We start from the raw sequence: 10,163 nt of genomic DNA, 5'->3' as shown, positions 1-10,163 counted from the left end.
GCGGCGCCGGCAACCGCCATGGATAGGTTCCGGGTTCTTTGCAAGCCTCAGTCGGCGCATCTAGGTAGTTGGGCGGCGGATTCCGGGTCATTCTTGAAATCAGGAAGGCTGACAGTCAAGCGGAAGATACGAGGTTTATTGTTCTCACGACCGTGTTTGCATGCAGACCCTCCAGGCCCAGGTCTTCGCCTATTCCGCTGGCCTTGGTTCCGGACCACGGCACCGCCGGATGCGGTGGTCCCCATGCATTAACCCACACCGTTCCCGCTTGAAGGTCATTTGAAAACCGATTGATCCGTTTGGAGTCATTTGTCCAGAGCACTGCTGTCAATCCATATTGGCTTTCATTGGCGATTCTTAGGGCCTCGTCGTCATTATCGAATGGGATAACGACACCAACTGGACCAAAAATTTCTTCTTGGGCTATGCGGTATGAGTTAGTCCCGATAAAAACTGTCGGTTCAACAAAGTACCCTGGCCGTTTTAACCTGGCGCCGCCGGTGATCAGCTCAGCTCCTTCTGCGATTCCGGCTGCGATGTACCCAAGGACACTGTCGAGCTGCTTCTGGTTGATGAGGGATCCCATTTGGGTATCCTCCGCGAACGGATCCCCGACAACGAGCTGTTCCGCATGGGCTTTTAGACGGGTAGAGAACTCATCGATGATTGTACGATGGACAAGGATTCTGGAGCCGGCGGCACATGTCTGCCCTTGGTTCGCAAAGATGGAGATCGCCGCCGCGGGGACAACAATGTCAAGATCAGCATCGGGCCAGATGATCTGAGGTGATTTTCCTCCCAGTTCCAGGGTGACCTTTTTGAGGGAGGCGGCAGCTACGGAGCCGATGTGCTTGCCCACCGCCGTGGAACCAGTGAATGAGACCTTACCCACGCCCGGACTATTGATTAGGGCTTCTCCAGCAACCGAACCAATCCCAGGAACAATATTTACTGTCCCGGGCGGAAATCCGGCTTCCGCTATAAGCTCTCCCAGCCGCAGAGCAGTTAGCGACGCCGCCTCTGCTGGCTTCAGGACGACGGTGTTGCCCACGGCGAGGGCCGGGGCCAGCTTCCAGGAAGTAATCATTGTAGGCGCGTTCCAAGGTGTTATGGCTCCCACGACTCCCAGGGGCTTCCGCAGGGTATAGGAAAACCTGTCCGCACCGTTGAAGGGTGGCAGGGAAAAGGTTCTTCCGGTGATCTTGTCTGCCCACCCCGCGTAATACCGGAAGGTGTCTGCTACAAGGGGGATTTCGACGTGGAAAGCTTCACCGTATGGCCGACCGACGTCCATTGCTTCAAGGCGAGCAAGGTTGGCAACGTCCTTTTGCACTAGGTCGGCCAGACGCCAGAGGAGCTTTCCCCGGTCCGCTCCTGTCAGCCGCGACCATTCCCCTCCGTTGAATTGGCGGCTGGCCGAAACGACAGCAGCGTGCACGTCGTCGGCAGTCGCTGCACTGATATTGCCGAGGCTGGTTCCAGTAGCCGGATTCACGGCTTCAAAGGTTCCACCATCCGAGGAACCCCGCCATTCACCATCGATAAATAATCGCAGCGGCGGAAGGGCAAGCTCGTTCTTGCTCATGCTGGTATTCTCCCCGCGAGGCTCACGTTTCTTTGCCCCAATCAGCTATCACGTCGCCGGCAATTCGGAACCCTTCAAGTCCGGCAGGGATTCCTGCGTAGACACTCAAGTGGATCAGGGTGTCCTTGATCTCCTCGGGAGAGACGCCGTTCCGCAGGGCGCCCCTGACATGTAGGCGAAACTCGTCGCTTCGCCCCAGAGTACCGATAATCGCAAGGTTGAGGAGACTGCGGTCGCGAAGCGACAGGGCCCCTTCGCGGCTCCACGACGTACCCCAGCAAAATTCCGTGATGATGTCCTGGAAGTCCTTGCCGAATTCTCCGGCATTGGCGTAGGAGCGGTCAACATATTCTTCACCTACGACCTGCTTGCGGATGCGGAGTCCCTTCTCAAATCTGGATTCGCTCATATCTAGTTGTCCCTTCCAAGGTCATCCAAGACGACAGGGTTGGTAAGGGTGCCCAAGCCCTCGATGGCGACACTAATTCGGTCCCCGGGCCGGAGGAATAGCGGCGGTGTCCTGGTGAACCCAACTCCTGCAGGGGTGCCCATGGGAATAACATCTCCAGCTTCCAACTCAATGAAAGCCGACACAAACTGGATGATGTCGGGGATGTCGAAAATCATCTCGCTCGTGGAGCCATCCTGCACGATTGCATCGTTCAATGTGGTGGTTATCCGCAGCGAGTGCGGATCTGCGAGTTCGTCTGTGAGGACAAGATGCGGTCCGAACGGTCCTGACGCGTGGAAGTTTTTGCCTTCGGTGTACTGGTTCACGCGAAACTGCCGATCCCGCACACTGACATCGTTAAAGATGGAGTACCCGGCCACATGGTCCATCGCATTCTCGCGGGAAATATGCCTGCCTCCCTGGCCGATTACAACAGCGAGCTCCCCTTCCCAATCCACCTCTTTTGAGGCTCTCGGTACTACAACGTTCCCGCCGGCAGGAACAAGGGTGGCGGCGAAGCGGGGAAAAAGAATAGGAATTTCGGAAAGCGGCTTCCCTGCTTCAGCTGCATGCTTTCCGTAGTTACGAGCGACGCAGACAATTTTCGGCGGATTCGTGATGGGAGGCAGCAGGGTAACGTCGCCTTCTGAAACCACAATGCCGCCCTGGCCCGCGTCTTCATCGCTTAGAGCCTCGGCGTAGTGCAAAGCTTCTTTTGTGGCTTCAAGGGCTTTCGAGCCCAATTGCAGGAATTTGAGCGGATCGCTTGGAACATGGGCGGCGGCCAGTTCGGCATGAGCCGTCTCGCCTTCGCTCCGACGAAGTGCGGCATATGCGCGATTAATATCCGTCACCACGCCGTCCTTGACCGTGCCAAGCCGGCGCTCACCGCGGTAGATGTAGTTAATAAGCTTCGTCATGCGCTGGCTGCTCTTTCTGTCTGCTTAGGTTCTCGAAGTATTAGAAGAGAGCAGACTTTTTGGCCAATGCCTTCGCTGCTACGCGTTCGCGTTCTTCCTCGTAGGCTTCGAAGTCAAAGTCTTCAAGCTCGATATTTTCGATGGCATCGTAGGGCCGGGGGATCCCGTCCCAACCGATCTGGTCGATGTTCCAGTAGAACTCCAGGAGGTTGCCATCAGGGTCGAGTCCGTAGAAGCGGGGCTGGTTCCCGGGGCCCCCCTTGCGGGCATTGACGATGGGCACGTCGTTCTCCTGGAACTTCTTGTACAGGGCGACGAGATCCTCGGAGGAGTTCATTTCAAATGCAACGTGGTGCAGCCCGAAGTGGTGCTCCGTGGGGGGTTCCACCGCTTTTCGAAGCGTAAAGATGGAGAGGCAGTGGTGCGTCGCGTCGTTGCGAACGAAAGCGCCTGCCAATACTGCAACGCCGTGTCCTACTTCTTCCTCGGGATACCGGAACTGCTCGGTGAGCTTCAGGCCGAGGAAGTCTGTGTAGAAGTTCACGGACACATCCAGGTCCCGGACAGCGATGCCCACGTGACCAAGGCGGCGGACTTTCAGTGACATTTTTCCTCCAGTGTAGAAAGACAAAAACTCCCGAATAGCGATCTTTGAGAGCCGTTATTCGGTAGACTATCGGGAAGTTAGCCTTTCGGTCAAGAGCGGAAGGGCCAGGGAGAACGCCCTACTACCGCTCCATGCCGCGGATTGGCCAGTAGTAAAACGCTCCTTCGGTCTACACGGCCCACGGTGCGAGAGTGCAATCACTTGTCCGCTGGGTCTTCTCGCTAGCGTCTTCCACCATTCCATCGCAAGGGGTGAACTGAGTTCGGCTGACACAGGTCATGTTGTCTCGCCCGCCACGAGGTACGGGATTCCAACTTCTACGGTGCCAATGTGACCTCGGAGGACGATAGCCGAAGAGGGGATGACGATCGTTCACGCTACGCCACCCCTGATAGGCGCGATGCGCTCCAAAGCTCAAGTAGGCACCTGACTATGTCAGTTTGATCCAGGACCGGTGTGACGGTTTGAATCAGGAGCGTCGATGACTCGCCGGTTGCTGATGACGGTTTGAGTCAGGACCACCTCAGTGTTGCTTTCATCTGTTGAAAGCGAGCTGGGAGGTCCCGGATGAAGGTGCGCATGGAGTTGTTTGCCAAGATCCGCAGAGATGCCCGCGTGGAGTATGTCCATCCGCGGTCTCACTAAGCGGTATCAGATCGGTAGGGACACTGTCCGACAGGCCTTGTCGGATCCTGTCCCGCCGGCCCGGAAGAAACCCGTACGGTCAACTCCCCGGCTGGAAAGGTTAAAACCGGCCATGGACGCAATGCTGACTGCGGAAACCACAGCGCCCAGAAAGCGGCGCCATACCGCTAGGAGAGTCCTTGCACGGCTGATCGAGGAGCGCGGAGCGGAGGAACTCTCCTACTCCACCGTGCGGGTCGCGTAAGAACGCAAGGAGCATCCGAGAAGGACAGAAACACAGCTATCGGCTTTAGCGACGTTCTGCCGACGGCTCTTTAATGCTCCGATCTATCAGATGCCGTTCACTCTGTTTCGTGGAGTTGCTTGTTGAGTTGTTTTGATGCTTTCAACAACGTGGGCAACAAGGCATCCAGGTCATCTCCCCTAGTACTGGGTACTAGTAGCGCCAAGCTGGCGGTTACTACGCTTTGAGAGTTTCTAACAGGCACAGCTATGGCGTTCACCCCGGAAATCAACTCGTCGCGCGTGTGAGAGTACCCGTCTACAGCTATTTGCTTCAGTTCTGCCCGGACTGAATTTGAATCAGCGGCAGTCTGCTTCGCCAACACCTTTGTTATGGTTCGAGGCAGGGAGAAAGCCAACAGCACTTTGCCGCTGGCACCCGTGGTCAAGGGCGACCGAAACCCGATCTCATGGCGAATATGTAACCCCAGGGATGCGGCTGGAACTGCTTGGGCGATGACCGTCCAATCTTGATCGTCGAGTACACCCAGCACAGCAGTAGCCGCCGTGGATGTAGCTAACGAGGCCAGAATGGGTTCCGCAGCTGTTCGCAGATGGCCGAATACAGAATTGGACAAGTGCCGTAGCAGCAGTGATGGCAGGTATTCACCGTCCTCACGGACGACGAACCCTCGATTATGAAGAGTGATGAGAAGGCGCTGAACTACGGTCCGGTTCAGCCCCAGAGACCTTGCAAGTGCTTGCGGGCTGTTTGGTCCACCTTCGGCCAGCGCACTGAGCACCGCCAGTGCGTTGTCCGCAGTCTTGGACACTTCAGTCATGGGTTCCAGTCCTTAAGTAAAGCGAGTGAGGAAAACCAGCGCGGGCTCAGCCGACTGCGGAGGTTGCATCAGCAATGACGCTGGAATACTCAAGCGCTATGCCGCGGGCGTGCCTCTTCAGGTCATCGAGGTTGTCTTTAAGGCTCACCTCCCGCAGGTCAGGGACAACCAAAGCAATGCTCCCGACTACACCTACGCCGTTGACAACTATCGGCACAGCGAGCCCAACCATCCCTGCCCGCAACTCACCGGAGCTAAGTGAATACCCCTCGGCGACGACTTTATGAAGCCGGGCACGCAAGTCAGGATCACCTGCTTTCCTGATGAGAAGGTCCTGACAGTCCCGTTCCAGATAAGCAAGGATGGCTAACCCGCTTGCACCACGGGTCAGGCTATGGGAAAAACCCGTTCGGTACTCGACCCGCAAAGGCCCCTGCGTGCCTTGGCGCTGATCCAGAACGACTGCGTTTTCCCCATGCGGGACTGCAAGCACAACCGTTTCCTTCGTGAACTGAGCGAGAGACTCCAGATGGTGAGCGGATATGGACACCAAGTCAATCGGAGTGTTTGCAGAAAGTTTGATCAACTCCGGCCCCAGCGTGTACCGGCCGTCTTCGAGCCTCAACACAAATCCTCTGCGGTGAAGGGTAAGTACGATACGATGGGCGGCTGTTCGGCTAACCTGCATCGCCGACGCGAGTTCAATCTCCGTCGAAGGCCCCCGACCCTGCAGGGTGAGGAGTGTCTGCAGGGCATAGTCTGCGGTTTGCGCAATCTCCACGATAGACCTGTTCTCTAATAGGATCCGATGGCGACGGGAGCGGCCGGTCTCAATGTAACTCCGCGCTATCGGCCTAGAGGGATAATGCCAAGGTCATGTAAGATACTTGCCTCGTTCCAGCTCGCCCAATCCTCCACGATCTTAGTGCCTTCGATGCGGCTGATAGCGATACCGCGCGCGGTCATGCTACGGCCAGTAGCAGGGACTCCCAAATAGGCGCCGAGGTGGGTTCCAGTAGATTCCCAGCGGTAAGCGAAACGGTCGCCTTCAACGACGGTGTCGTGGACGGTGGTGGCCAGATCCGGGAACGCCACCCGCAACTCCTGAAGGATTGCGATGAATTCTTCGCGGGAATAGTCCTTTTGCCCATGGCGGACATAGTGAGGGGCGAAGTACTCCTCCGCCACGGTCAGAGATTCGGCCGTGTCCAGCCGGGCCCACATTTCTGCAATGAAGGTCCGGGGATCGATTGTGGTGCTCATGATGGTTTCCTTTTCAGCTAGCAGACCTAGGAACGGGGGATGGGGACAAGCTGGTCACTGCGGAAAAACTTGGAGTCCAGATAGACCAGCGGAGGCTTACCTGTGGAACCGGCACGCGTGACCTTGCCAATGAAGATTGTGTGGGTGTAGGCCGGTATCCGGTACTGTATCTCCAGTTCGAAGAAGGCAGATGCATTATCGAGCAAGGGACTCCCGTTGTCGCCGGCGTGCCAGTCGATGTCAGCGAATTTGTTGCCGCCCGATCTGGCAAACGAGCCAGCCATGTCCGCCTGTTCTGCTGACAGGATATTTACGGCGATCTGGTTCTCCCGGAAAAGTGTTGGGTAGGTCGAGGAAGTTCCCTTGACAGCAACCATGATCAGTGGAGGTTCCAGCGAGATGCTGGAGAATGCGTTGACAGCCAGCCCAAAGACATCACCGCCGCTGGCCACCGTCACTACCGTCACTCCAGTAGGGAACGAACGGTGCGCGGCCTTGACGTGTTCCGCGAGGACTGCAACGGACTCGGTATCGGTGAGTTCTTGCTGCTCAGACATGTTGAACCTGCCTACTTTCTATCGTTATCGAACGCGAAGGGGGACACGCAACTCTTCGACATGGGCGCGCTGGGTATCAACAATGCCCACTCCAGGCATGTCAACCTGTGCCGGAACTAGCGGAGGGGTCTTCAGCGCATAAGCCCCAAAGCCAGTATGCGTCGAATTCGGCAGTTCGGTTTTCGCCCACACGGGAAGACCGTCTGCGCCGCGGAAGTACGGAATAACCTGCTCGGCCATGAGAGTAAGACTCTTTCTAATCATCCAATTAGGTGCTGAGCCAAGGTCAGCCACGTGAATAATTTTCCCGACTCCGAGTGTTTTTATCGTCTCTTCAAGTTTCTCCCTCACCGTCTCGGGGGATCCGACGACACTCCACCCCATCTGTTCGATTTCTTCGAAAGATAGCTTGCTGATATCGCGGTCGCGGTACCCACCGCCTGTGAGAGCCGCACGCAAAGACTCAACACTGAAGTGACCCGGCGGGAATGCATCATGCTGAGGTGAACGGTTGATGTTCTGGAACAGGCTCAAAAGGTGAGGCTCGGCTTCCCGGCGTGCCTGCTCGTCGGTTTCGGCAACGTGGATGAAGAGGACCAGTGCAATCTGCGAATCATTTGCCTTGTAGCCAAATTTTTCCGTAGCTTCACGGAAGGTCGCAATGTTTTTGGCCAGCGCTTTCCGGGGAACGAACAGGCCTTGGTAGACGTAACCGAACTCGGCTGCCTTTTCCAGCGTGATTCGAGAACCAGCAGCAGGAATCCAAATTTCGGGGAAGGGTTTTTGGATGGGCTTTGGCCAGAGGTTGGCATAAGGAACGTGGTAGTGCTTTCCGACCCACTCGAAGGGTCCTTCGTCTGTAAATGCCTTTCGAATAAGGTCGTGGCCCTCCCAGTAGCGCTCCCTGGCCGTGGCAGGATTCATCGTGGCCGCGGCATGGTAGTTCTGCCCGTGGCCCATTGGGAGGCCAACGATTAGGCGTCCCCCGCTGAGCTGATCGAGCATGGCAATTTCTTCGGCTGCGCGCATTGGATTCGAAAAGCTGTTCAAGATCGGGCCCAACGTGCCGATCTTGATCCGCGAGGTCTTGGCAGCCAGGTAAGCAGCAGTGAGGTTGGCCGAAGGGGTCATCCCGATGGGACCACCCATTTGTGTTGTTGTGTGGATACCGTCAAAACCCAGTTTCTCACCCAAAACGAGCGTGTCCAGATAGCTCTCCAGCTGACGGTTTCCATGAATCGGATCGAAGTACCTGTTTGGGAGGTCGATATATGCCGAATTTGGCAGGTCTTTGGCGTGGGGAATGAACGGATATGCACCGTAGTTAAACAGGTGGAATTCAACATTTGCCATGCGGACTCTCTTCTCCTTGACGCGGACCGAATCTGTTGACTCGGCACGCTTTCCGACATACCGTTAGTAGAACAAGCTAGCACGTTATTCGGTACCGACGGAAGAGGTAGCAATGGTTGAAGTGGCGCAGGGGCTTCAGTTGCGAAAGTGGGCCTATTGGACTGAGCCGGAGTGGGTTGACGTAAACGGCGTTCGGACAGCATACCGTCGTAAAGGCGCGGGAGAGCCCTTGCTCTTCCTTCACGGAGCCGGCCTCACCCGGGCCTGGCTCCCCTTGTACGAGGAGCTGTCAAAATCGTTTGACGTCATTGTGCCGGAGCATCCCGGGTATGGTGACACCGCGCTTCCTGAGTGGTTGGAAGGCTTTGACGATCTCGTGCTGCACTACCACGCTTTCCTGCGGGTCCTAGGTGTTGAGAAAGCTCACATCGCCGGTCACTCGCTAGGAGCTTGGATCGCCGCTGACCTGACCATTTTCTACCCGGAAAAGTTCAGCAGCATGACCCTCCTCGCGCCGATGGGTCTGCGTGTGCCCGAGGCTCCCCTCGGTGACGCTTTCAGATGGTCCCCGGAAGCTGCTCTCGAAACTCTCTTCAGTGGCGTGGGTGAAAATTACCTGGAGTTCCTGGAGCAGGGTGATCCAGTCGACAACGCGCTGCACAGCTATCAGGAAGACATCACCTTTGCCCTTCTGACCTGGAATCCGAGGTACGACTACAAGCTGGAACACCGGCTGGCTCGGCTCCACGTTCCTTCGCTAATCATCGGATTTGCCGATGATAGATACGTTCCTCTGCAGCACCCCAAGAAGTGGGCTGCTCTCATTCCAAACGCATCGCTGGAAATCCTTCAGGGCGCCGAAGGTGAACCTGCATCCCACCTCGCCATTGTCCAGCAACCCCAAGTCCTTGCCGAACTAATCGGCAGCCGCGTCGGGGCTAGGCCAAAACTTACTTCCTAGACAAACGGTCACAGCCAAGCCAAGAGTCAGTTACGCGAAACAGAAGCTTAACTTTGCTGAGTGCTGAAAAATGGGCCAAGAGAGACATGGCCAGAGTCAGGGGTACCGCGGGGGCACCGACAACAGTATGGTGGCGCGCTGCTGGCATCGTAGAGCCCGGGGATGCGCTAGGAAGGGTTTTGGGGTTCCCGACCGTCAATATTCCAGTACCTGATCACGTACCAGACGGCGTCTGGTACGTGCGGGCTGATCCCCACCAAGCCGACTGGTTGGCAGCGATCTCCGTTGGAAGCCGGTCGACCTACTATCAAAACGGCGTGCGCCTGCTCGAGGCTCAAGTGCTTGATTTCACTGGGGACTTGTACGGGCAGTCCATTCAAGTGGAGTTGCACATCCTTCTTCGTCCTCAGCGTCAATTCCGCAAGCAAAATCAGCTAATTGAACAAATACGCCGTGATATTCAAGACGCTAGGGATTGGGCGCAAAAGGACCGATCCCGACTCGACCTGTCGACACGTCCGGACTTGCTGCCGGCATATACCGCTAACAAAATTTAGGAAAAGAAAGCGCCTCATGGAAACGTCTGCAATCACGCCGGCACTGATCTTACCGCCCGAACCAAAAGAAGCCGCCGGTCGAGCTGGTGCTGGTGCCACCGTTAGCGATCAAGCCAGACTGCCGAAAGAGTGCGCGGACTGGCTAGGAATTGTGTCGGTAGTGTCAACCTTCCTGGCTAGGCATGAAGACAATATAGTTC

Annotated in this window: 12 protein-coding genes and 1 pseudogene; 4 read left to right on the top strand and 9 right to left on the bottom strand. The window is 56.5% G+C overall.

The window, feature by feature from the left end; translation table 11 throughout:
* Nucleotides 1-115: 115 nt before the first annotated feature.
* From P2Q66_RS10830 to P2Q66_RS10815, 4 genes are read right to left on the bottom strand one after another with little or no spacing between them, the layout of a single operon-like run.
* A complete protein-coding gene (locus P2Q66_RS10830; protein WP_275727950.1) occupies nt 116-1,585 on the bottom strand; it encodes an aldehyde dehydrogenase family protein in 1,470 nt (489 codons plus the stop codon).
* Nucleotides 1,586-1,607: 22 nt separating this feature from the next.
* Nucleotides 1,608-1,994: a carboxymuconolactone decarboxylase family protein gene (locus P2Q66_RS10825; protein WP_275727949.1), complete on the bottom strand. Its 387-nt coding sequence runs from the start codon at nt 1,992-1,994 to the stop codon at nt 1,608-1,610.
* A 2-nt stretch (nt 1,995-1,996) separates the two neighbouring features.
* Entirely contained in the window at nt 1,997-2,956 is a 960-nt protein-coding gene (locus P2Q66_RS10820; protein ID WP_275727948.1) for a fumarylacetoacetate hydrolase family protein, read from the bottom strand.
* A 40-nt stretch (nt 2,957-2,996) separates the two neighbouring features.
* Nucleotides 2,997-3,563, bottom strand: a complete 567-nt coding sequence (locus tag P2Q66_RS10815) for a VOC family protein (RefSeq protein ID WP_275727946.1) — start codon at nt 3,561-3,563, stop codon at nt 2,997-2,999.
* Nucleotides 3,564-4,130: 567 nt separating this feature from the next.
* Here P2Q66_RS10815 and P2Q66_RS10810 point away from each other — a divergent pair.
* Nucleotides 4,131-4,443, top strand: a pseudogene (locus P2Q66_RS10810) (IS21 family transposase); the annotation flags it as partial.
* Nucleotides 4,444-4,549: 106 nt separating this feature from the next.
* Here P2Q66_RS10810 and P2Q66_RS10805 read toward each other — a convergent pair.
* The 5 genes from P2Q66_RS10805 to P2Q66_RS10785 all read right to left on the bottom strand — a co-directional run bounded on the left by P2Q66_RS10805 (nt 4,550) and on the right by P2Q66_RS10785 (nt 8,445).
* Nucleotides 4,550-5,272, bottom strand: a complete 723-nt coding sequence (locus tag P2Q66_RS10805) for an IclR family transcriptional regulator (RefSeq protein ID WP_275727945.1) — start codon at nt 5,270-5,272, stop codon at nt 4,550-4,552.
* Nucleotides 5,273-5,318: 46 nt separating this feature from the next.
* Nucleotides 5,319-6,053 (bottom strand): IclR family transcriptional regulator C-terminal domain-containing protein, encoded by a 735-nt coding sequence (locus tag P2Q66_RS10800; RefSeq protein ID WP_275727944.1) that lies wholly within the window; start codon nt 6,051-6,053, stop codon nt 5,319-5,321.
* 65 nt (nt 6,054-6,118) lie between these two features.
* Entirely contained in the window at nt 6,119-6,535 is a 417-nt protein-coding gene (locus tag P2Q66_RS10795; protein WP_275727943.1) for an ester cyclase, read from the bottom strand.
* 26 nt (nt 6,536-6,561) lie between these two features.
* Nucleotides 6,562-7,092: a flavin reductase family protein gene (locus P2Q66_RS10790; RefSeq protein ID WP_275727941.1), complete on the bottom strand. Its 531-nt coding sequence runs from the start codon at nt 7,090-7,092 to the stop codon at nt 6,562-6,564.
* Nucleotides 7,093-7,116: 24 nt separating this feature from the next.
* Nucleotides 7,117-8,445 carry an LLM class flavin-dependent oxidoreductase gene (locus P2Q66_RS10785; RefSeq protein ID WP_275727940.1) on the bottom strand — a complete coding sequence of 443 codons (1,329 nt, stop codon included), beginning with the start codon at nt 8,443-8,445 and terminating at the stop codon, nt 7,117-7,119.
* Nucleotides 8,446-8,557: 112 nt separating this feature from the next.
* Between P2Q66_RS10785 and P2Q66_RS10780 the strand changes: the two genes are divergently transcribed.
* The 3 genes from P2Q66_RS10780 to P2Q66_RS10770 all read left to right on the top strand — a co-directional run.
* Complete coding sequence (locus tag P2Q66_RS10780; protein WP_275727939.1) at nt 8,558-9,406, top strand: alpha/beta hydrolase; 849 nt, start codon at nt 8,558-8,560, stop codon at nt 9,404-9,406.
* 86 nt (nt 9,407-9,492) lie between these two features.
* Nucleotides 9,493-9,963 carry a riboflavin kinase gene (locus tag P2Q66_RS10775; protein WP_275727938.1) on the top strand — a complete coding sequence of 157 codons (471 nt, stop codon included), beginning with the start codon at nt 9,493-9,495 and terminating at the stop codon, nt 9,961-9,963.
* A gap of 16 nt (nt 9,964-9,979) precedes the next feature.
* Nucleotides 9,980-10,163: hypothetical protein (locus P2Q66_RS10770; RefSeq protein WP_275727936.1), on the top strand; the 184-nt coding region annotated here is incomplete at its 3' end.

This window comes from Arthrobacter sp. Cr_A7, assembly GCF_029222765.1.
Taxonomy (GTDB): Bacteria; Actinomycetota; Actinomycetes; order Actinomycetales; family Micrococcaceae; genus Arthrobacter.
The sequence above is the reverse complement of the archived record's forward strand: the minus strand, read 5'-3'. Positions and strand labels throughout refer to the sequence as shown.

Excerpts from the sequence above, each read along its gene's own strand:
- P2Q66_RS10785 (WP_275727940.1), bottom strand. The coding sequence starts at position 8,445 with ATGGCAAATGTTGAATTCCACCTGTTTAACTACGGTGCATATCCGTTC.
- P2Q66_RS10795 (WP_275727943.1), bottom strand. The coding sequence starts at position 6,535 with ATGAGCACCACAATCGATCCCCGGACCTTCATTGCAGAAATGTGGGCC.
- P2Q66_RS10830 (WP_275727950.1), bottom strand. The coding sequence starts at position 1,585 with ATGAGCAAGAACGAGCTTGCCCTTCCGCCGCTGCGATTATTTATCGAT.
- P2Q66_RS10790 (WP_275727941.1), bottom strand. The coding sequence starts at position 7,092 with ATGTCTGAGCAGCAAGAACTCACCGATACCGAGTCCGTTGCAGTCCTC.
- P2Q66_RS10805 (WP_275727945.1), bottom strand. The coding sequence starts at position 5,272 with ATGACTGAAGTGTCCAAGACTGCGGACAACGCACTGGCGGTGCTCAGT.
- P2Q66_RS10775 (WP_275727938.1), top strand. The coding sequence starts at position 9,493 with ATGGCCAGAGTCAGGGGTACCGCGGGGGCACCGACAACAGTATGGTGG.
- P2Q66_RS10780 (WP_275727939.1), top strand. The coding sequence starts at position 8,558 with ATGGTTGAAGTGGCGCAGGGGCTTCAGTTGCGAAAGTGGGCCTATTGG.
- P2Q66_RS10820 (WP_275727948.1), bottom strand. The coding sequence starts at position 2,956 with ATGACGAAGCTTATTAACTACATCTACCGCGGTGAGCGCCGGCTTGGC.
- P2Q66_RS10825 (WP_275727949.1), bottom strand. The coding sequence starts at position 1,994 with ATGAGCGAATCCAGATTTGAGAAGGGACTCCGCATCCGCAAGCAGGTC.
- P2Q66_RS10815 (WP_275727946.1), bottom strand. The coding sequence starts at position 3,563 with ATGTCACTGAAAGTCCGCCGCCTTGGTCACGTGGGCATCGCTGTCCGG.